This is a genomic window from Kosakonia sp. SOY2 (genome assembly GCF_027109175.1).
Lineage (GTDB): Bacteria > Pseudomonadota > Gammaproteobacteria > Enterobacterales > Enterobacteriaceae > Kosakonia.
This window is the reverse complement of sequence record NZ_JAPVXH010000007.1, coordinates 67,931-89,936: the sequence shown is the minus strand read 5'-3', so window position 1 is coordinate 89,936 and position 22,006 is coordinate 67,931. Positions and strand designations below refer to the sequence as shown.

Below are 22,006 nucleotides of genomic sequence, written 5' to 3'. Positions count from 1 at the left end.
CGCTCATTTTATTGACGCAGTACACACATTTTAATTTCGATATTTCTCGTTTTTGCTCGTTAACGATAAATTAACACTATGTCTACACGACATCATGGGGGAGCGATCGCCCGTGCTAACAATAACCATTACTCTTTTGCAGGATCCGATTATGAGTCAGACATCAACCTTAAAAGGCCAGTGCATCGCCGAGTTTCTCGGCACCGGGTTGTTGATTTTCTTCGGTGTCGGCTGTGTCGCGGCGTTGAAAGTGGCTGGCGCCACCTTCGGCCAATGGGAAATCAGTATCATCTGGGGTTTGGGTGTGGCGATGGCCATCTACCTGACTGCAGGGGTTTCCGGCGCACATCTGAACCCGGCTGTGACTATTGCATTATGGCTCTTCGCTAGTTTTGATGGGCGCAAAGTTGTTCCCTTCATCATTTCTCAGTTTGCCGGCGCGTTTTGCGCGGCTGCACTTGTTTACGGGCTTTACTACAATCTTTTCCTCGATTTCGAACACACGCACAATATGGTGCGCGGCAGTGTTGAAAGTCTTGATCTGGCTGGTATTTTCTCTACCTACCCGAACCCGCACATCAACTTTGTGCAGGCCTTCGCCGTTGAAATGGTGATTACCGCTGTGCTGATGGGCGTCATCATGGCGTTGGGTGACGACGGTAACGGTATTCCGCGCGGCCCGCTGGCACCCTTGCTCATCGGTTTGTTGATTGCGGTTATCGGTGCATCCATGGGGCCACTGACGGGATTCGCCATGAACCCGGCGCGTGACCTTGGACCGAAAACGTTCGCCTGGCTTGCTGGCTGGGGCAACGTTGCCTTTACCGGCGGCAAAGATATTCCCTACTTCCTCGTCCCGCTGTTCGGGCCGATCGTAGGCGCGGCGCTCGGCGCATTCGGTTATCGTAAACTGATTGGTCGCCATCTGCCGTCTGGAACCAGTGAGGCGGCAGAAGAAAAAGGCACCGCCTCCACGACTCAACAAAAAGCTTCGCTGTAATGTGACTACGGGAACATAACCATGACTGACAAAAAATATATCGTTGCGCTCGACCAGGGCACTACCAGCTCCCGCGCCGTCGTGATGGATCATGACGCCAACATCATCAGCGTCTCACAGCGCGAGTTTGAACAAATTTATCCGAAGCCAGGCTGGGTTGAGCACGACCCGATGGAGATCTGGGCATCGCAGAGCTCAACGCTGGTCGAAGTGTTAGCGAAAGCGGATATCAATTCCGACGAGATCGCCGCTATCGGTATCACTAACCAGCGTGAAACCGCGATCGTCTGGGAACGTGAAACCGGCAAGCCAATTTATAACGCCATCGTCTGGCAGTGTCGCCGCACCGCCGATATTTGCGAAAAACTGAAGCGCGACGGCATGGAAGAGTATGTGCGCAACGCCACGGGTCTGGTGGTTGACCCGTATTTTTCTGGCACCAAAGTGAAATGGATCCTCGACCACGTTGAAGGCTCCCGCGAACGTGCGAAACGCGGTGAATTGCTGTTCGGTACTGTTGATACCTGGCTTATCTGGAAAATGACCCAGGGCCGCGTTCACGTGACGGATTACACCAACGCCTCGCGTACCATGCTGTTTAACATCCACGAGCTGGACTGGGATGACAAAATGCTGGAGGCGCTGGATATTCCGCGCGCCATGCTGCCGGAAGTACGTAAATCGTCTGAAGTTTACGGTCAGACCAACATTGGTGGTAAAGGCGGTACACGTATTCCTATCGCCGGGATCGCGGGCGACCAGCAGGCGGCGCTGTTTGGCCAGCTGTGCGTGAAAGAAGGGATGGCGAAAAATACCTATGGTACCGGCTGCTTTATGCTGATGAACACCGGTGAGAAAGCGGTGAAATCTGAGCATGGTCTGCTGACCACTATCGGCTGCGGTCCGAAAGGTGAAGTGAACTACGCGCTGGAAGGTGCGGTGTTTATGGCGGGGGCGTCAATTCAGTGGTTGCGCGACGAGATGAAACTTATCAGCGACGCGTTCGACTCCGAATATTTCGCCACCAAAGTGAAAGATACCAACGGTGTGTACGTAGTACCGGCTTTTACCGGTCTGGGTGCACCGTACTGGGATCCGTATGCGCGCGGTGCTATTTTCGGTCTGACCCGTGGCGTCAATGCGAACCACATCATTCGCGCTACGCTTGAGTCTATCGCCTTCCAGACACGCGATGTACTGGAAGCGATGCAGGCGGATTCCGGCATTCGTTTACACGCGCTGCGCGTGGATGGTGGCGCAGTTGCCAACAACTTCCTGATGCAGTTCCAGTCTGACATTCTCGGCACGCGCGTAGAGCGTCCGGAAGTACGTGAAGTTACGGCGCTGGGCGCGGCGTACCTGGCGGGTCTTGCGGTTGGTTTCTGGCAGAATCTGGATGAGCTGCAGGAAAAAGCGGTTATCGAACGCGAATTCCGCCCGGGTATCGAAACCACCGAGCGTAACTTCCGCTACGACGGCTGGAAAAAAGCCGTCAAACGCGCGATGGCGTGGGAAGAGCGTGACGAGTAATTAGCCTCAACCTTGCCCTCTCTCCCCGGAGAGAGGGCTGCTCTACCAACCCTCCTCTTCTCGCTGTGATAAACTTCGCTCAATTTCTTTCACTATAGAGTTTGTTATGAGACGAGAACTTGCCATCGAATTCTCCCGCGTGACCGAAGCCGCAGCGCTGGCTGGCTACAAATGGCTGGGGCGTGGCGATAAAAACACCGCGGATGGCGCGGCGGTTAACGCTATGCGCATCATGCTCAACAATGTCGATATAGACGGCACCATCGTGATTGGCGAAGGCGAGATCGACGAAGCGCCGATGCTGTTTATTGGTGAAAAAGTCGGCACCGGTAAAGGCGATGCGGTCGATATTGCCGTTGATCCGATCGAAGGGACGCGCATGACGGCGATGGGCCAGGCCAACGCGCTGGCGGTGCTGGCGGTCGGCGATAAGGGCTGTTTCCTGAATGCGCCGGATATGTACATGGAAAAACTGATTGTCGGTCCTGGTGCAAAAGGCGCTATCGATCTCAATCTGCCGTTGGCCGATAACCTGCGTAATGTCGCCGCTGCGCTCGGCAAACCGCTGAGTGAACTGACGGTCACCATTCTGGCTAAACCACGCCACGACGATACTATTGCCGAGATGCAGGCGCTGGGCGTACGTGTTTTCGCGATTCCCGATGGCGATGTTGCCGCCTCCATCCTCACCTGTATGCCGGATAGCGAAGTGGATGTCCTGTACGGCATTGGCGGTGCGCCGGAAGGTGTGGTTTCCGCGGCGGTCATCCGCGCGCTTGATGGCGATATGCAGGGCCGCCTGCTGGCGCGCCATCAGGTGAAAGGCGATAACGAAGAGAACCGTCGTATTGGCGAATATGAATTAAAACGCTGCCGCGGCATGGGCATTGAAGCGGGCAATGTGCTGCGTCTGGATGAAATGGCGCGCAGCGACAATGTTATTTTCGCCGCTACCGGCATTACCAAAGGCGACCTGCTGGACGGCATCACCCGTAAGGGCAATATCGCCACCACCGAAACGCTGCTGATCCGCGGCAAATCGCGCACCATTCGCCGTATTCAGTCTATTCACTATCTGGATCGTAAAGACCCGGAAGTGCAGCGTCATATACTATAAGGGTATTTGTTCAATTGAGCTTTCCGGCCTTCACGGGCTGGAAATCTCGCACGACAGACACGAAGATAAGGCAACGCTACAGAACAGGAGAAAACCATGGCGGACTGGGTAACAGGAAAAGTCACAAAGGTGCAGTTCTGGACCGATGCGCTATTCAGCCTCACCGTTCATGCCCCCGTTCACCCCTTCACTGCCGGACAATTCGCCAAACTTGGGCTGGAAATTGACGGCGAGCGCGTCCAGCGCGCCTACTCATACGTGAACGCCCCGAGCAATCCCGATCTGGAGTTCTACCTTGTCACCGTGCCGGAAGGGAAACTTAGCCCGCGCCTGGCCGCACTCCAGCCGGGAGACGAGGTGTTACTGGTGAGCGAAGCGGCGGGGTTCTTCGTGCTGGAAGAAGTGCCGGACTGCGACACCTTGTGGATGCTGGCAACCGGCACCGCGATTGGGCCGTACTTGTCGATTTTGCAGGAAGGCAAAGATCTGGAACGTTTCAAAAAACTGGTGCTGGTACATGCGGTGCGCTACGCGGCGGATTTAAGTTATTTGCCGCTGATGCTGGAGCTGCAAAAACGCTACGAAGGGAAGCTTAAGATCCAGACGGTGGTTAGCCGGGAGACACTTTCCGGTTCGCTGACCGGGCGCGTTCCGGCGCTGATTGAAAGCGGTGCGCTGGAAGAGGCCGTTGGGCTGGCGTTGAACGCCGAAACCAGCCATGTAATGCTGTGCGGCAACCCGCAAATGGTGCGCGATACCACACAGTTACTGAAAGATACCCGCCAGATGGCAAAACACCTGCGCCGCCGCCCCGGGCATATCACCGCCGAACACTACTGGTGATCAGCGGTATTTCACATCCAGTGTCTCTTTGCCGTACTTATTTTCCCCCTGGGTGCCCACAAATGCGCCCAGGTCGATAACCATCATGACGATAATCACCACCGGGATCAGACGCCCCACCGTCCACTCCAGCGTACCGCCCAGTACCTGCCAGTTGCCCGACAGCAGCATCCACGCCAGCACCAGCAAAAAACCCCACGCGCCGTGACGCCCCCGGTCATGCAGACGTTTTACCATCACGCAGGTTGTCGGCCAGATCAGGCACACAAGGATAAATGCCGCCATCTGAAAATCGAGCATGCCGCCGTTGGCGAGCGTGAACAGCACCGTCATACTCAATAGCCAGAGGATCATCCAGACCCAAAAATCGCGACGCCCAATGCGCCCTTTAAAAGAGAACAACCACTGCTGTATGCCCATGTAAGGTTCCTTATTATCGTAGTGCCGCGTAGTTTACCCTGGCGGCGGGAGTTTTTGACAAGCCAGCCCGATATCGTTTTAATCGTGAGCAAACTCAACAGAGGGCGATGTGAATGAAAGCATGGCGTTATCCCATTTGGCTGCTCTTTTCCGCGCTGGTTTTCAGCATACCGGTTCATGCAGAAGAGCCGTCGACCGCCACCACTGCGCCCTATTTATTGCCGGGCGCGCCGACATTTGATCAGTCGATTAGTCAGTTTCGCGAAAAATTCAACACCGATAACCCGACGCTGGCGCTCAGTGAATTTCGCGCGGTAGATAGCCGGGGCGATCAGGCGAACCTGACGCGCGCAGCCACGAAAATCAATGATTACCTCTACGCCTCGACGGCGCTGGAGCGCGGTACGCTGAAAATCAAATCGATGCAGATAACCTGGCTGCCGGTGCAAGGTCCGGAGCAAAAAGCGGCGAAAGCAAAAGCTCAGGAGTATATGGCGGCGTTTATCCGCGCCTTTTCACCGACGTTAACCGCCGCACAGAGTACGCAAAAGCTGCAAAAGTTGCTGACTAACGGCAAAAACAAACCTTACTACGCCGAAACGGAAGGCGCGATTCGCTATGTGGTAGCAGACAACGGTGAAAAAGGGCTGACCTTCGCTGTTGAACCGATTAAGCTGACGCTATCTGATTCGCTGGAAGAGAACAATAAATGACAAAAAGCAAAGCCTTTCAGGGGATGAATCTCTATACTGTTTCACAGACCATGCTGCCCTGAGGGGCGGCCATATTCCTTAATTCGCCAAGCGCGTGGAGAGTAAAAATGCGACATCCTTTAGTGATGGGTAACTGGAAACTGAACGGCAGCCGCCACATGGTAAACGAACTGGTTGCAAACCTGCGTACCGAGCTGGCTGGCGTAACGGGTTGTGCTGTCTCAATCGCTCCGCCGGAAATGTACCTCGATCTGGCCAAACACGCCGCTGATGGCAGCCACATTGTACTGGGCGCGCAAAACGTTGACGTTAACCTGTCTGGCGCATTCACCGGCGAAACCTCTGCCGAAATGCTGAAAGATATTGGCGCGAAATACATCATCATCGGCCACTCTGAGCGCCGTACTTACCACAAAGAATCCGACGAGTTGATCGCGAAGAAATTCGCCGTGCTGAAAGCGCAGGGTCTGACGCCGGTTCTGTGCATCGGTGAAACCGAAGCAGAAAACGAAGCCGGTAAAACCGAAGAAGTATGCGCACGTCAGATCGACGCCGTGCTGAAAACGCAGGGTGCTGCGGCATTCGAAGGCGCGGTAATTGCCTACGAACCGGTTTGGGCTATCGGTACCGGCAAATCCGCGACCCCGGCACAGGCACAGGCTGTTCACAAATTTATCCGTGACCACATTGCAAAAGCCGACGCGAAAGTGGCTGAACAAGTGATCATTCAGTACGGCGGTTCCGTTAACGCTGGCAACGCAGCAGAGCTGTTCACCCAGCCGGATATCGACGGCGCACTGGTTGGCGGCGCATCCCTGAAAGCGGACGCTTTTGCGGTGATCGTTAAAGCGGCAGAAGCTGCAAAACAGGCGTAATTCTGTTTTACCCTCTCCCGGACAGGGAGAGGGTTTTACCTCACAATTTCCCCAGCACGCTAAACCACGCGTAATCCAGCGGTAATAACACCAGATACGTCACCACTGCCAGTGCCAGACAGAGCAGCATCCCCGATCTCGCCGGGACTTTGCCGAGCGCCATCGCCACCACAATCGGCGACGCCTGATACGGCAACAGCGGCGTGGAATATCCCAGCACCTGAATCATGATCACTGACAGCAACGGAAAACCGGTGGCGTCGGCAAAACTCTGCGCAAGCGTAGTAAACAGCGCCGGTACGCCGTTAGCGGTCATAATAAAATTCAGGGCGGTGGTAATGCCGGTCAGCGCCAGGAAACTGGTGAACGGCCGCGCCGGATCGAGCGGCATCACATGCAGCAGCGCATCACCAACGGCGCTACCGATCCCGGTTTGCGTCACCGTAATCGCCAGGCCAAGAATTCCCGCCACATAGATACAGGTGCGAATGTTCACGCCGCTGGAAAATTCATCACCCGTGATAAACCCCACGCGCGGCAGCAGCGTCACGCAGGCGGCAGCTAGCCCCGTCCACGCAGGCCCGATGCCGTGCCAGCTTTCGGTAACCCACAACGTCAGCACCACCGCCAGCATCCACGCCAGCCGTTTTTCTGCCCGGCTCATCGGTTCAGAAGGGGCTTGCTCGCGGGGCGCACGTGGCTGACCGGGAAAAAGCCAGCAAATAAGGCCAATCAAGATCAGCCCTTTTAAAATGCCAAGCACCGGCGTATGCAGCAGCAGATAAGGCACATAGTTAAGATGAATGCCGTAAGAGCCTTCTGCCGCGCCGCTCATCACCAGGTTTGGTACGTTAGCGGGCAAAATGGTTGCCGATAACTGGAAAGTGCCAAAACCGACCGCCAGCGCCAGCCCGTACCACGAACGGGTGCCTTCGTGAATACCCGCGCGCGCCGCCATTGCCGCGACGATCGGCATCAACAGCGCAATGCGCCCCATGTTCGAAGGCATCACAAACGCCAGTGCGTAACTGAGCAGTACGACGCTTGCGACCATTTGCAGCCATGAGTCGGTCAGCTTTGCCGATAACGCTCTCGCCGCCCGATCCGCCAGCCCGGTTTTGCGTATTGCCACACCGAGCACGAACCCGCTGAACACCAGCCAGAAAGCCGATGACGCGAAGCCACCAAAGATCACCTCCGGCGGAGCAATTTTCGCCACCATCGCCGCCGTAAAAAACAGCAGCGCGGTGATAAATTCCGGCAATAACGAGGTGGCCCACAGCACAATAGTGATGCCGACAATGACAGAGGGAAGGAACAGAGGGTGAGAAAACCAGAGCGACATGCCTGTCTCCTGTAGTTTTTTTCAGCAAGTCTACGGTGACAGGCAGGCGGAGTAAACGTGAATTATGGTGGGGTTATTTCAGGATATCGCATTGATGATCCTGAATTTCCTCTGCCGATGCGCGATTAAGCGCTAACAGATTACGCTCGGTGGCCAGCAGCACAAACGAGCCATCGGCCTGCTGCGCCAATGCCAGCGCGAAGCGGCCCATATGCGCTTTTGCTTCCGGCACTTCTTCTGCCAGCATCAAAAACGGACTGCGTTGCACCAGCTCCGCTTCCGTCACGCGGCGCGCTAAATATTGATGACCGAGCAGCCCCCCCGGAAATGCCAACCACTGGCTGCTGATACGTGCGGCATTGTCATTCAGTTGCGTGCGCACATCAGGACGCAGGCAGGAGATATGAATATGAAAATGGTTCTGTGTGCGCCCGGAGCGTGAATTAATGGTTAAGGAGATGGCGTTGTCCGGCACCGTGCTGCCACGCAGTTTGCTCATCACATCGCGGGATTGCCACGCCTGCCAAAAGAAGTTGGGCGTTGTCGGTTGCAGCAGCAACGGGCTTTCCGTGCCGTTGATGCGGTACGTTGGCATCAGCAAAAACTGCAGCGGCCCATTGCGATCTTTCATCAGCACATAGCCGCCTTTCAGGTTCACCTGGGCGCAGGGTTTTGGCGAGTTATGCTCACGCATGTTTGGTAAACATTGTTCGGTAACGATATGGCGCAGCCCATCCGGGTTACCGCTGTTTTTAAACCACAACCACGCTCCCGCCGCTGCCAGTAAGGCCAGCACCAACAGAACAATGACGACGCGACGCACTGTTTTCATTTTTTCCGCTTCCTTTGCTGAAAGAACCGGAATGATAGCGCAAATTGCCCGGCAAGTTGAAAATCCTGGATTTTACGCAGACAGAAAAGAAGACGCCCTCTTACGAGGGCGTTTGGGGAGATTAACGTTTACTGATTTGGTCGAACGTACCGCCGTTGGAGAAGTGCTCTTTTTGCGCCTTCGTCCAGCCACCGAACACATCATCAATGGTGAAGAGTTTCAGTTTCGGGAACGCGCTGGCGTATTTCGCCGCCACCTGCGCATCACGCGGGCGATAGAAGTTCTTCGCGGCGATTTCCTGACCTTCCGGCGAGTAGAGATATTTCAGGTAGGCTTCCGCTACTTTCTCAGTGCCTTTCTTCTCTGCCACTTTGTCGACAACGGAGACGGTCGGCTCTGCGAGAATAGATTCGCTCGGGGTGACAATTTCAAATTTGTCTTTGCCCAGTTCGTTGGTTGCCAGTAGCGCTTCGTTTTCCCACGCAATCAGTACATCACCGATACCGCGCTCAACGAAAGTATTGGTCGCACCGCGCGCACCGGAATCCAGCACTTCTACATTTTTAAACAGCGCTTTGACGAACTCCTGCGCTTTTGCCTGATCGCCGCCGTTCTGATGCAGCGCATAACCCCAGGCCGCCAGGTAGTTCCAGCGCGCACCACCGGAGCTTTTCGGGTTCGGCGTGATCACCGAAACACCCGGTTTAATCAGGTCGTTCCAGTCATGAATCTGTTTCGGATTGCCTTTACGCACCAGGAAAACGATGGTCGAGGTGTACGGAGCGGAGTTGTCTGGCAGGCGTTTGATCCAGTTTTTATCGATACGGCCACGTTCTGCAATCGCGTCAACATCGTAGGCCAGCGCCAGAGTTACCACATCGGCGTCGATACCGTTGATAACCGATGTTGCCTGTTTGCCGGAGCCGCCATGGGACTGACGAATCACAACGTTGTCGCCAGTCTCTTGTTTCCAGTGCGCGCTGAAGGCTTTGTTGTATTGCTCATACAGCTCACGCGTTGGATCGTAAGAGACGTTTAGTAACTGGATATCCTTTGCCAGAACGCTGGTGGAAGCCAGCAGTAATGTAATCCCCAAGCCCCATTTATTCATCGCCCGCTCTCTTAAAGTTATCGATTTTGATGTCGTCAGACTGCCAGAAAGGCATCCAATGATTAAAGAATAAAAAAAGATTGGCTATAACTTTGGAGAATAAATGGGGATAAAAAAACGCCCTCGCTATTGAGGGCATTTTTGCACTTAGTAGAGTTTTTTCGCGCAGTCGAGCCAGTCGCCTTTGAACGGGCGTTTCATGTTCTCGATAGCGTCGATGATGTCGTGATGTACCATTTTTTCGTTCTGAATACCGACACAGCGACCGCCGTAGCCCTGCAATAGCAGCTCGATCGCATAAGAACCCATACGGGAAGCCAGAATGCGGTCGTAAGGTACCGGAGAGCCGCCGCGCTGAATATGGCCAAGAACGGTAGCGCGAGTTTCACGCTGGGTTTCGCTTTCGATGTACTTCGCCAGCTCGTCGATATCGCAGATATGCTCGGTAATCGCCACGATGGCGTGTTTTTTACCTTTGGCGATACCCGCTTTGATCTCTGCTACCAGGTCTTCACGGTTGAATTCCACTTCCGGCAGTACGATAAACTCGCAACCGCCCGCAATCGCCGCTGCCAGCGTCAGGTCGCCACAGTAGCGCCCCATGACTTCAACGATGGAGATACGCTGGTGAGAAGAAGAGGTGTCACGCAGGCGGTCGATGGCTTCAACCACGGTTTGCAGCGCGGTGAAGTAACCGATGGTGTAGTCAGTACCGGCAACGTCGTTATCGATGGTGCCCGGCAGACCGATGCACGGGAAACCCATTTCAGTCAGGCGTTTAGCACCCATATAGGAACCGTCGCCGCCGATAACCACCAGCGCGTCGATACCGCGTTTTTTCATGTTCTCAATAGCCACGGCGCGGATATGCTCTTCACGGAATTCCGGGAAGCGGGCGGAGCCGAGGAATGTGCCGCCGCGGTTGATCATGTCGGACACGCTATAGCGGTCAAGTTGGATCATGCGGTCTTCGTACAGGCCGAGGTAACCGTCATAGATACCTGCCACTTCCAGACCTTCTGTCAATGCTGCGCGGACGACACCGCGGATCGCGGCATTCATGCCTGGCGCATCACCGCCACTTGTCAACACACCGATTTTTTTAATCATGACTACCTCTGAACTTAGGAATGCAAAATAAAATTCTGTGGCCCGAAGCGACTCCCCTGTGGGAGCGAACAACTATGCTGCAAATAGTATATCAATCCCAGCTTGCTGAATTGATTCAGGTCAGACCAAATGGCGGTAATTTATACACAAAAAGTTGGTCTGGCTCACTTTTTTACAACGAAATACGAAAGCCTCTACGTGCTTATCGTCCTTGAGGTACTACCGAACAAGGATCCTGATGGATTATCACATCAGAACCCGGGAAACGTTGCAGAATCGCCTGTTCTACCTGCTCAGCAATAAGATGCGCCTGAACGAGCGGCAGGTTATCTTCCATTTCCAGATGTATTTGAATAAAGCGGGTCGGCCCTGACTGCCGCGTGCGAAGATCGTGAGCGCCGCTGACGCCCGGCCAGGAGGTGACAATGGTGAAAATTTCCTGTCGCTCTTCGTCGGGTAAGGCTCTGTCCAGCAATGCCTGAACGGCGTCATACCCCATGTGTAACGCGCTATACAAAATATAGCTGCCAATACCCAGCGCAAACAATGCATCTGCACGATGCCATCCATACCAGGAGAGACCCAGCGCGATGAGAATTGCGCCGTTCATCATAACATCAGACTGATAATGAAGCATATCCGCCCGCACCGCCTGGCTGTGGGTTTTCCGCACGACCCAGCGCTGAAAAGTGACAAGGATCACAGTACTAAACAGCGCGATCAGCGTGACCGTAATACCAATGCCAGCATCACGAAGCGGTTCAGGTTTAGCAAGGTGCTGAATACCGGTCAAAAACAGGAACAACGCCGAACCAGAAATAAACATACTTTGTGCCAGCGCCGCCAGCGATTCCGCCTTTCCGTGGCCGAATGTATGTTCTTCATCGGCCGGTTGCAGCGAATAGCGTACCACTAACAAGTTGGTTAGCGACGCGGCGATATCTACCAGCGAATCAACCAGCGCCGCCAAAATACTGACCGAACCGGTAAACCACCACGCGAATATTTTAATGATCAACAGTGACGACGCCATGACGGTCGCCGCAACTGCTGCCCGGGTAACCAAACGCCCATAGGATTGATTCATAAACGCTCCTGCCTGGATCCAGCAGGGATTATAACGAAAGGCAGGCAACAGCAATGGGAAAATTAAGCAGTGGAATTGCGGGCAAAAAACCCCCACATCGTGTGGGGGAAGACAGGGATGGTGTTTTAGCATCATCACTATCATCATGAAACAAAAGGATTTGTTTCTTTCAATGTCCACACATTGACCACATCGACACATAACAAGCCCCGCAATGGCGGGGCTTTTCTCACATCCACAAAATTTGCTGACCTGACGAGGTAGGGGGAGTATTAGCCAAACGGCTCATACTCCCAAAAACTTATTGAGGTATATTATCGAACAACGATGCCGCGTAAACCCATGAGGGGACGCTATTTATCAGAGACTGATAGCCGCTATAGTCAGTATATATTGGATTCTGGCAACCATGGTGCTGAGTGTAATTAACGGCGAACATCCCCGAGTTTACAAAATACTTATCCACAAGCGCAGCTACACAAAAGTATGGCTTATTATTTGCATGCTGTAAAAATTCCGAAACAGCACTTTTATCGTTAGATTTGACAAATACTGGTACATCACCAAAGTCCAAAGGAGAGGCACTGAGCTTAAAGTTAAAATCCTCATCCTTATCTCCAACAGTCGAAAATATATCATGAGGCATAACATTATGTTCATAGAAATATTTGTTAAGCGCAGGCTTATGATCACCATAGACGATAATAACTGCATCTTTATCGACCCGTTGAACCTCTTGAGCAAAACTTGTTAATCGAGAAATTGATTCAGCAACTTCGTATTTATAGACTGTTTCGCCAGAATCATTTAGATATTGGTAAGGGCCGTGAGTACCCATGGTAATGAGATTCATAAAAAGTGGTTGCCCCTGTCTCTCACGCAATTTTTTTAACGCTGAACGGTAAAGTAAAATATCATCTGCTTGCCACTGCCAAGGTTTCTTATTTTTTGCAATATCGACCGGCACATCACCCATTTGGGTTATATCAACAAACTCATCAAAATCAAACTTACGATAAACATCGTCTCTTCGCCAAAATGACCGACTGTTGTTATGAGCAGCAAATGTAATATAACCTTTCCTTTTTAAAACACTAGCAAAGGAATCAGCATTGTCCTTGAATGTATCAACATATTCTTGGTAAATAATGCCTGAAAGATGCTTACTAGTGCTTGGCAATCCAGTTAACATTTCAAACTCTATATTTGCCGTACCAGCACCATAGTGCGGAGAAGTTGCTCGCATTGCAGTAAAGCCATTATCCATTAAAGGCTGATATAGGTCTTTGAAGTTGTTATCATCATACCAACATGACTCACACAATATAAATATTACCGTCTTATTCTTTGGCTCACCTTTAATATACTGGTCACGTAAAGAATAGTAGTTATTCAATTCGTCTTTATGTAAATCCGGGACTGATAAGCGAAGGCTGGTTTGAATCAGATGCAGAGGTAAGCCATGCCGTTTCACATTACCCGGCCAATCCCATGAAACGTAATAAACATCGTATTTATTAGTGAGAACGCTAACCTTTTCAACCAACCAGTCAGGCAGTACTTTAAAAGCACTAGAATAGGCTGAAAAAGCCATTAGCATAGTAGGTATTAAAAGTAAGCTTACAACTGTCTTACTGGCTTTATGAATCTTTAGTCTACTATCTAAAAATAACATAAGTATTCCGGTCAGAATCACACCAACACAGAGCAATATATTGCTAGAAGAAAGATATTTAGACGCCAGAGAAATATTTGAGCCAGCAACAATATCATTATATGAAAGTGGCTGACCGGTGAGGGCTAGTTTTTTTTCATTAATAAAAGAGAGCAGACCAAAAACCAAGGCAATGATATACAAAGAAAAAATAACTCTTAAACCGAACAACCGAAAAACGAGATATAAAAAAATAACTGGCGCTGACCGCCATAAAATTCTAATTACTTCATAAAGATTTATACCATAAGGACTATCGCCAGTAATCCCAAGAAATTCTTTCATAAAAATGACAATAACAAAAATGCACAACAATTCAACAAAGATATTTTTGAGCATCCCAAGACTGACTTTAGTGACATCAACACCTTTAAAACTAGACCTCATGTCCCCCACACCCCTTGAATTATTTTTCCACTGAAAAATTCAAAAATATATATTTGTTACCATAAACGAACCCCGCAATTGCGGGGTTTTACTCACATCCACAAAATTTGCTGCCCTGACGAGGTAGGATGCGGTCTGACCGGTTTTACTTCTCCGGGCTTAACAATATAACGCTGCACGGACTCCAGCGTCACAAAGGTCGCGCTGCAATTTACGTTCTGGCACTGATGGTAACGTTCCTTAGTGGTCTCTGTCATGTAACGACTGGTGCGCGCATGTGCGGCGTGCTGGCATAACGGGCAATGAAACATAGTGAGCACCTCAACGGTTTAACTGACGCTTCAATTTTAACAAATAAAACCTTATAAAACAAAAAGATATAAATAAAAATCTATATATCCTCACCTGCTTCGTACTCAACGTCTGATAGCCTTACCTCAAGCTCTAAGCCCGTCGTGAAGCCATTATTATTGAGGCTGTGGGTCACCTTACTGATTATCCATGCCTGCTCATCTATGACGCTCTTAAAGCCCGAGACTTTCACCGGCGTTTCCGGGTACAACTCGGCGCGCCCGACCGCGAGATTTATTGAGAACTCAGCAACGCCGCGCTGTAGTTTGTCCCATTTGGCCGTCGCAGCCCGTACCGCCTGGGCTTTTGTGGCGTACACGGTTGTCAGCGCAAAAACATTATCCGCTTCACCGGCCATGTATTCACCTTCCCGCGCCTCGGGGACTTTGGCCTCCTTCTTTTTTGCCTTTGCTTTGGGATGCTGCAACGCGCGCAGATGCTGCTCTTTAGGCTTGCGCTTCACCTTCACTTTTTTCGGCTTCGGCTCTTTGGTATGGAGCCATTGCGCCGTCACGCCGGTGTAAGCGCCCCGGTCAGCGATCGCAAACTGATGCCGGTCGCCATCGCTGCGGGTGATCGTCACCTGGGGAATCGGCTTACCACTGGCGTTAACGGCATTACCCGGTCGCAGAAAAAGTAACTTACCGGCTTTGATGGATACCTCGCCGCCGTTGCGGTCAGCAAGCCGTGTCAGAAATTTGGCGTCGGACTCCTGCGCCTGGTCGATATGCGGCAGCGGGATTTTTGCCAGTTCCGGCGCAACAGCGGCGGTTAATTTGTTCCGTGCCGCAATGGCCTCAACGATTGCCCCCAGCGTTTTATCGTGCCAGGACTCTTCCCGGCGCGAATTCAGCGACCCGCGAAAATCAGCCGAGCGGGCGCGGATGGTCACGGTATCCGGCGCGCCCCGGTGCTCAACCTCATCAACGGTGAAACTGCCCTTATTCACCAGCGCCGAATCTTTCCACCCAAGCCAGAGCGTCAGCACGGCACCGCGCACCGGAAGGGCGACAAGCCCGTCGGCGTCGTCGAGCTCGATATCAAGCTGATCGGCTTCAAATCCCCGGTTGTCGGTCATGGTGAGGCTTATCAGTCTGGCGCTGATATTGCCGGTAATATCCTTGCTTTCGAGTTTCAGCATAAAGTCGGGAACAAGGGAACTCCCCGCCTTGCTATAGAGTATTTCGGACATCAGAACCCCAGCGTTGAAGTTAATTTTGTTGCCGCGTCTTTCGCGTTACCGACGAGGGTTTCGGCCTGTTTACTCAGATCGCCATACACCGCCGCGAGTGATTCATCGACCCGCGTTAATGTCAGCGTAAAGCTGATTTTTCGCGGAGAACCATCGAAAAAAAACTCGGTGCCGGTATCGCTGATGCTGTTGATAACAAACATGCCGTAAATCATCCCGGAGCCGGAAAGTAACGGCCATGCCTTACCATCCTCGGCCATCAGCCGGAGCGCGGTTAAGGACAGATGGCCGCCCGTCAGTTCGGGATAAAGCTCACCGCCGAGCGTAATTTTCTCCTCGCCCACGCCGAGAAACTGAAAAGCGTCACGTTTACCCACGCGGGCATTAGACGGCCAGCGGTATTCCGCATCGCGCTGCATATTCTGAAACGGCAGTGTCTGACGCATAAAAACGAACAACCCCAAAGCCAGCATCATTTTTCTGTTCCCCTTATCCGTCTGTTCTCATGTCAGCGCGTTCGCGGGCGCGTTTTTCCCTGTCGGCGCGCTCCACGGCATCCCGTAACTGATTCCCGAGCTCACCACCGGGTGCGCCGCCGTTTTGCAGTGTGATGTTGTATGTGCTCTGCCGGTTGTCGTTATAGGCTTTACCGGCACCGGGCGCGGTCACCGGCTGATAGGCCTGATAGCCACCATACGAAGAGGTGAGAGGGTAATACGACCCCGGCGGCGTGGCATTGCCTGGCTGTTCCGACCGGGATTTCGCCTGGCTGGCCTTTTCGCCTTTCTCGTCAAGACCGTCAGACTCCTTGTTAATCACGCCGAGTTTTTCCAGCACCCATTCAATACCGGATCGCAGTTTGTTGAACGCCTTGAGCGGCAACATCAGCGCGTCAGCCAGCGCCTGACCAAACGCGATACCGGCATCCTTGCAGGAATTAAGCTGCTCCTGTGAAGATTTGACCGGCTCAAGCAGGTTTTTAAACCAGTCCCACGCCGCCTTTAATTTTTCGCCCAGCCAGTCAAACATCGGTTTAAGCGGTGAGAACATTTCACCGACCGGCGCAAAGGCCGCCGTGAGCCCCTCAATGACACCACTGAAAAAGGCGCTGATAGGCTCCCAGTATTTGCGGATAAGCAGGGCACCGGCGACGATGGCGACACCAATCGCGATAATCGGCCACGTCAGCGCACCGAGTACCGTCATGATCGCACCGCCCACGACGCTGAAGACCGTCCCGAGCACACCGGCAATCGCAATAATCGCGTTGATGCCCGAAATAACGGGAAACGCAACCAGGCCGATAGCGCCGATGACGGCAATCACGGCAGTTGCCACCCCGGCCAGCACGCCGAGGGTTTGCGCCAGTCCCTGATTTTTCTGGATCCAGCCGTCAAGTTGCAGTACGTAGCCGGTCGCTGTCTGCACCAGTTTGCGAAGGGACGATTCCTGCTGGTCAAACAGGTCAGTCCCGACCGCCTCATAAGCCGACTGGAACTCTTTGAAGTCGCCGCCGAGGTTGTCCTGCATGACTTTGACCAGTTCTTCGGTCTTGCCGTCAGACGCTTTAAACGCAGCGGTGAGCGCATCAAGCTTTCCGCCCGAGGCGGCAGACATCAGCACCGCCGCCGCCGAGCTGGCTTCCTCACCGAAAATCGTTTTCATATATTCGGCGCGCTGGCCGGTGCCGAGTTTGTTTTTTTCAAAGCTGGCCTGAATCTCTTTGAGGATGGCAAATATCGGTCGGGTGTTTCCCTTCTTATCCGCGGTGCTGATACCCAGCTCTTTAATCGCTTTATACGCTTCGCCGGTTGGCGCTTGCAGACGGGTGATCACCGCGCGGCTCCCCGTACCGGCCATTGACCCGGTGATTTTCGCGTCATGCAATGCCCCCACCATCGCGGCGGCCTGCTCGATACTGACCCCGGCATTTTTGGCGACCGGTGCGGCGTAGGTCAGCGCATCGTTAAGCCCGTCAAAGTCCGTCGCGGTTTTATTCATCGTCATCGACAGGAAAGCGTCCATTTTCGAAAAATCGGCAGTCTTACGCTCGTCACCGTTTGCCGTGTCGGCAGTGCTGGCAATCGTGCCGTTAACGTCGATGCCGACTTTTTCCTCGGTCAGCTCGCGCACCACGACCATATTAATCTGCTGGAGGAAGGAAGAAGACTGCTGGATTTTGTCAAACAGCGTCTGCGTTACCGACGGCTCAACGCTGAATTTTTTACTGAGGTCTTCGACGCCGACGCCGTTCAGCTCTGCAAGGCGGCTCATATACGCATTAAATTTAAAACGGGTTTCTTTACGCATTTTCTCTGTATTCCTGTTCTTAAAAAGGGAGGCCGGTTAGCAGTCGGTCAGGGTTGCGTCCGCGCCATCGCCGCCGGTGCTCAGTTTCCGGCGCGGCTGCGTCTGGCTGGGGGTTTTGTCCAGGGTGGCGGTGATCGTGCTGAACTGTGCGCTGTTTTTTGCGGCCTCGTCGGTCACGCTTTGCTTAAGCGCGGCGAGCTCCGTTTCCAGTGAGGCAAAACGCGCACCGGCGCTGTCTTCGCTGGTCTGCACACGTTCGGCGATAGTGGTCACCGCTTCGTGCACGTCGTTAAAACGCGCGTCATCGCTGGTCTGTTTGCGGCTGAAAATCGCCTTTACGGAATCGCTCAGCTTGTTCAGCAGGGTTTCGGGCTGGTCTTCGAATTCCAGCTCGGCGAGGGTGGCAACAGAGAAAACATTCTCCGGGCTGGATTTGAAACGCTGAAGCGGGTTGTGTTTCGCAGTGCGGCAGAATTCCAGATATTCAGTGCCGAGGCTTGCCGGGTCATCAGTGACCGCCAGGCCAACCAGATAACACTTGCCGCTGTTGGCAAAGTTCGGCTGAATTTCCATTGAGGTGTAAACCTTCTGGCCTTTCGCCACCATATCGACCAGCGTGTCGAGCGGGGCAATTTTGCCGTACAGCGCCAGCTTGCCATTCAGCGCGGAATCATCTTCGATTTTCTCCGCTTTCAGTTCGACCACATCGCCATAACGGGCGAAAGCGCCATCCGGCAACAGGCCGCGCAGGTGTTCGAGGTTGATACGACAGCCATAGACACGCGGGTCAAATGAGTCGGCCATTTCCTGAATATCCGACGCGCTGATAATGCGCCCGTCGCAGGTGTCGCCCTCGACGCCGATACGGAAGAATTTTGATACTTTTTTTGCCATCGTCAGGAGTCCTGATTGTGTGAGAAAGGATCACGTTTTGTCAGGGGGTAGTTTCCCGGCTCGTCCGTTGGTTCGCCATCAGTCACGGATGGCTTGCCCGCGACACATCAGCACCTTAGCGAATCGCCGCTCCCGCTTAAGTAGCCTTGCCGTGTACCAACAACGGCGAGGCAGGCATGACCATCACCACCGACACGACACTCTTAAACGACCCGCGACGACAGGCGGCGCTCCTGTACTGGCAGGGGTTTTCCGTGCCGCAAATCGCGGAAATGTTGCAGACCAAACGCCCCACGGTTCAGAGCTGGAAACAGCGCGACGGATGGGACGACACTGCGCCCTTAAACCGCGTCGAAAATACGTTAGAGGCGCGGCTCATCCAGCTTTACGCCAAGCCGGACTTGACCGCACACGACTTCAAAGTCGCTGATTTTCTGGCGCGCCAGATGGAACGCTTTGCCCGCATTAACCGCTATGGCCAGACGGGCAATGAGGCGGATCTCAATCCGAACGTGGCCAACCGCAATAAAGGGGATCGCAAAAAGCCGAAAAAGAATTTTTTCAGCGAGTAGGCGGTCGAAAAGCTGGAGGAAATTTTCTTCGACCAGTCTTTCGAATATCAGCTCGGATGGCATAAAGCGGGGCTTGAGCACCGCATCAGGCACATCCTCAAATCCCGCCAGATTGGCGCAACGTTTTATTTCGCCCGCGAGGCGCTGTTACGCGCCCTGAAAACCGGCCATAACCAGATATTTTTATCGGCGTCCAAAACACAGGCGTATGTGTTCCGCAAATACATCATCGCCTTTGCGCGCCTGGTCGATGTCGACCTGACCGGCGACCCGATTGTCATCGGCAATAACGGCGCGGAGCTGTTATTTCTCGGCACCAACAGCAACACCGCGCAGAGCCATAACGGCGACCTGTATGTCGACGAAATTTTCTGGATCCCCAACTTCCAGAAACTGCGCAAAGTGGCGTCGGGCATGGCGTCGCAAAGCCATCTGCGCACGACCTATTTTTCGACCCCTTCCTCGCTCGGGCATGGTGCCTATCCGTTCTGGTCGGGCGACCTGTTTAACAGGGGGCGCGCCAGCGCCAGCGAACGGGTCAGCATTGATATCAGCCACGCGGCATTAGCGCGGGGCGTGGCGTGTCCTGATGGTCAGTGGCGGCAGATTGTCACCATTGAGGACGCGCTCGCCGGGGGCTGCACCCTCTTTGACATTGACGCGCTCCGCATGGAGAACAGCGCAGACGACTTCCGCAACCTGTTTATGTGCGAGTTTGTCGACGACAAAGCATCGGTGTTTCCGTTTGAAGAACTGCAACGATGCATGGTCGACAGCATGGAAGAGTGGGAGGACTTCGCCCCGTTCGCCGACCGGCCATTTGGTCACCGCGTGGTATGGATTGGTTACGACCCGTCGCACCGTGGCGACAGCGCCGGGTGCGTGGTTATCGCGCCGCCGGTGGTGGCCGGGGGCAAGTTCCGCATTCTGGAGCGCCACCAGTGGAAGGGGATGGACTTCGCCACACAGGCCGAGTCTATCCGCGCACTCACGCAAAAATACAACGTGGATTACATCGGCATCGACTCAACCGGGCTCGGTCAGGGCGTGTTTCAGCTTGTGCGCTCGTTTTACCCGGCTGCGCGTGACATCCGCTACACCCCGGAAATGAAAACCGCCATGGTGCTCAAGGCCAAAGACACCATCACGCGCGGTTGCCTGGAATACGACGTGAGCGCAACCGACATCACGCAGTCGTTTATGTCCATCCGCAAAACCATGACCAGCAGTGGGCGCAGCGCCACCTATGAGGCCAGCCGCACCGAGGAAGCCAGCCATGCGGATCTCGCCTGGGCGATCATGCACGTACTGATTAACGAACCGCTGACCGCCGCGACCGGCCAGTCGTCATCCTCCATTCTGGACTTCAACTGATGAGCAAAAATAAAAAGCAAAAAAACACACCGAAACCGCGTCAGCACACCGCCGCGCCCGCCCAGAGTATGGAGGCGTTTACCTTCGGCGAGCCGGTGCCGGTGCTGGATAAACGCGAAATCCTTGATTATGTGGAGTGCATCGATAACGGCCAGTGGTACGAGCCGCCGATCAGTTTTTCCGGCCTGGCAAAAAGCATGCGCGCCGCCGTTCACCACAGCTCGCCGATGTACGTTAAGCGCAATATTCTGGTATCGACGTTTATACCGCATGCCCGTCTGTCACGGCAGGACTTCAGCCGGTTCGCCCTGGATTACATCGTTTTCGGCAACGCGTTTATTGAGACGCGGTTAAGCCTGTCCGGCAGACCGGTTAAATACGAAACCTCACCGGCGAAATATACCCGGCGCGGCGTGGAGGACGACACCTACTGGTTTATTCAGAACTACACGCAGCCGCACCAGTTTGCGCCCGGGTCGGTTTTCCACCTGCTTGAGCCGGATATCAACCAGGAACTTTACGGGATACCGGAATATCTCAGCGCGCTTAATTCGGCCTGGCTGAATGAATCGGCGACGCTGTTTCGCCGTAAGTATTACCAGAACGGGGCGCACGCGGGTTACATCATGTACGTGACGGACGCTGCGCAGAGTAGTACGGACGTTGAAGCACTGCGCAAGGCGATGCGCGACTCGAAAGGGCTCGGTAATTTTAAGAACCTGTTTTTCTACGCGCCGAACGGAAAAGCCGACGGCATTAAAATCGTGCCGCTGTCGGAAGTTGCCACCAAAGACGACTTTTTTAACATCAAAAAAGTCAGCGCCGGTGATCTGCTCGACGCGCACCGCGTGCCGTTCCAGTTGATGGGAGCCAAGCCCGAGACGGCGGGCTCTATTGGCGACGTTGAGAAGGTGGCAAAGGTGTTTGTGCGAAACGAACTGAAGCCTTTGCAGTCGCGCTTTCTGGAGCTCAACGAGTGGGCGGGCGACGAGATCATCCGGTTTGAAAAATACAGCCTTGAGGACGACAACGCGTAAACCATCACAGCCGCCTGCGGGCGGCTTTTTCATGCCCCCGCCCTGACAGCCTCAGAGACACCACACGCCGCGCAACATCCCCGACATGCTCACATGCCTTACGCCGAGACAATGCTCCAGCGGCGCGCTCAGGCGCGAATAAAATATATAAATACCCGCCCCAGCGCGCAATGCTTTCCCCGCCACGCCTGC

General features: G+C 53.7%; 19 protein-coding genes and 1 pseudogene. 8 read left to right on the top strand and 12 right to left on the bottom strand.

Annotated elements, in window-relative coordinates; genetic code table 11:
- The first annotated feature begins 151 nt into the window (after positions 1-151).
- From O3S68_RS22705 to fpr, 4 genes are all read left to right on the top strand, one after another.
- Positions 152-1,000 (top strand): MIP/aquaporin family protein, encoded by an 849-nt coding sequence (locus tag O3S68_RS22705; protein WP_017459641.1) that lies wholly within the window; start codon positions 152-154, stop codon positions 998-1,000.
- 21 nt (positions 1,001-1,021) lie between these two features.
- Positions 1,022-2,530 carry a glycerol kinase GlpK gene (gene glpK / locus O3S68_RS22700; RefSeq protein WP_020455954.1) on the top strand — a complete coding sequence of 503 codons (1,509 nt, stop codon included), beginning with the start codon at positions 1,022-1,024 and terminating at the stop codon, positions 2,528-2,530.
- 106 nt (positions 2,531-2,636) lie between these two features.
- Positions 2,637-3,647 (top strand): class II fructose-bisphosphatase, encoded by a 1,011-nt coding sequence (gene glpX / locus O3S68_RS22695; protein ID WP_269232598.1) that lies wholly within the window; start codon positions 2,637-2,639, stop codon positions 3,645-3,647.
- A gap of 96 nt (positions 3,648-3,743) precedes the next feature.
- Positions 3,744-4,490, top strand: a complete 747-nt coding sequence (fpr, locus tag O3S68_RS22690; protein ID WP_269232597.1) for a ferredoxin--NADP(+) reductase — start codon at positions 3,744-3,746, stop codon at positions 4,488-4,490.
- On the opposite strand, the gene O3S68_RS22685 is transcribed toward fpr, so the two are convergent.
- Positions 4,491-4,910 carry a DUF805 domain-containing protein gene (locus O3S68_RS22685; protein WP_020455952.1) on the bottom strand — a complete coding sequence of 140 codons (420 nt, stop codon included), beginning with the start codon at positions 4,908-4,910 and terminating at the stop codon, positions 4,491-4,493.
- Positions 4,911-5,023: 113 nt separating this feature from the next.
- On the opposite strand from O3S68_RS22685, the gene O3S68_RS22680 reads away from it, so the two are divergent.
- Positions 5,024-5,623, top strand: a complete 600-nt coding sequence (locus O3S68_RS22680) for a YiiQ family protein (RefSeq protein ID WP_269232596.1) — start codon at positions 5,024-5,026, stop codon at positions 5,621-5,623.
- Between the two features lie 107 nt (positions 5,624-5,730).
- A complete protein-coding gene (tpiA, locus tag O3S68_RS22675; RefSeq protein WP_017459647.1) occupies positions 5,731-6,498 on the top strand; it encodes a triose-phosphate isomerase in 768 nt (255 codons plus the stop codon).
- A 40-nt stretch (positions 6,499-6,538) separates the two neighbouring features.
- On the opposite strand, the gene O3S68_RS22670 is transcribed toward tpiA, so the two are convergent.
- The 11 genes from O3S68_RS22670 to O3S68_RS22620 all read right to left on the bottom strand — a co-directional run bounded on the left by O3S68_RS22670 (position 6,539) and on the right by O3S68_RS22620 (position 18,831).
- Positions 6,539-7,843 (bottom strand): SLC13 family permease, encoded by a 1,305-nt coding sequence (locus O3S68_RS22670; protein ID WP_020455949.1) that lies wholly within the window; start codon positions 7,841-7,843, stop codon positions 6,539-6,541.
- Positions 7,844-7,916: 73 nt separating this feature from the next.
- A complete protein-coding gene (locus O3S68_RS22665) occupies positions 7,917-8,675 on the bottom strand; it encodes a CDP-diacylglycerol diphosphatase (protein WP_269232595.1) in 759 nt (252 codons plus the stop codon).
- Positions 8,676-8,796: 121 nt separating this feature from the next.
- Positions 8,797-9,786, bottom strand: coding sequence for a sulfate ABC transporter substrate-binding protein (locus tag O3S68_RS22660; RefSeq protein WP_020455947.1), 990 nt, complete (start codon positions 9,784-9,786; stop codon positions 8,797-8,799).
- A gap of 147 nt (positions 9,787-9,933) precedes the next feature.
- A complete protein-coding gene (gene pfkA / locus O3S68_RS22655) occupies positions 9,934-10,896 on the bottom strand; it encodes a 6-phosphofructokinase (protein WP_017459651.1) in 963 nt (320 codons plus the stop codon).
- Positions 10,897-11,098: 202 nt separating this feature from the next.
- Entirely contained in the window at positions 11,099-11,983 is an 885-nt protein-coding gene (gene fieF, locus O3S68_RS22650; RefSeq protein ID WP_020455946.1) for a CDF family cation-efflux transporter FieF, read from the bottom strand.
- 301 nt (positions 11,984-12,284) lie between these two features.
- Positions 12,285-14,084 (bottom strand): LTA synthase family protein, encoded by a 1,800-nt coding sequence (locus tag O3S68_RS22645; RefSeq protein WP_269232594.1) that lies wholly within the window; start codon positions 14,082-14,084, stop codon positions 12,285-12,287.
- 92 nt (positions 14,085-14,176) lie between these two features.
- The gene (locus O3S68_RS22640; RefSeq protein ID WP_088237039.1) at positions 14,177-14,395 is read right to left on the bottom strand and encodes a DNA-binding transcriptional regulator; all 219 of its coding nucleotides are present in this window, start codon (positions 14,393-14,395) and stop codon (positions 14,177-14,179) included.
- 80 nt (positions 14,396-14,475) lie between these two features.
- On the bottom strand, positions 14,476-15,627 hold the full coding sequence (locus O3S68_RS22635; RefSeq protein ID WP_269232593.1) for a phage late control D family protein: 1,152 nt from the start codon (positions 15,625-15,627) through the stop codon (positions 14,476-14,478).
- Positions 15,627-16,103, bottom strand: a complete 477-nt coding sequence (locus O3S68_RS22630) for a phage tail protein (RefSeq protein ID WP_269232592.1) — start codon at positions 16,101-16,103, stop codon at positions 15,627-15,629. The genes O3S68_RS22635 and O3S68_RS22630 overlap by 1 nt, the downstream gene beginning before the upstream one ends.
- Positions 16,104-16,116: 13 nt before the next feature.
- On the bottom strand, positions 16,117-17,937 hold the full coding sequence (locus O3S68_RS22625) for a phage tail tape measure protein (protein ID WP_269232591.1): 1,821 nt from the start codon (positions 17,935-17,937) through the stop codon (positions 16,117-16,119).
- Between the two features lie 36 nt (positions 17,938-17,973).
- Positions 17,974-18,831: a GPO family capsid scaffolding protein gene (locus O3S68_RS22620; RefSeq protein ID WP_269232590.1), complete on the bottom strand. Its 858-nt coding sequence runs from the start codon at positions 18,829-18,831 to the stop codon at positions 17,974-17,976.
- A 176-nt stretch (positions 18,832-19,007) separates the two neighbouring features.
- Between O3S68_RS22620 and O3S68_RS22615 the strand changes: the two are divergent.
- A pseudogene (locus O3S68_RS22615) lies at positions 19,008-20,777 on the top strand (terminase ATPase subunit family protein).
- Positions 20,777-21,814, top strand: coding sequence for a phage portal protein (locus O3S68_RS22610; RefSeq protein ID WP_269232589.1), 1,038 nt, complete (start codon positions 20,777-20,779; stop codon positions 21,812-21,814). The pseudogene O3S68_RS22615 and the gene O3S68_RS22610 overlap by 1 nt, the downstream one beginning before the upstream one ends.
- Positions 21,815-22,006: the final 192 nt, after the last annotated feature.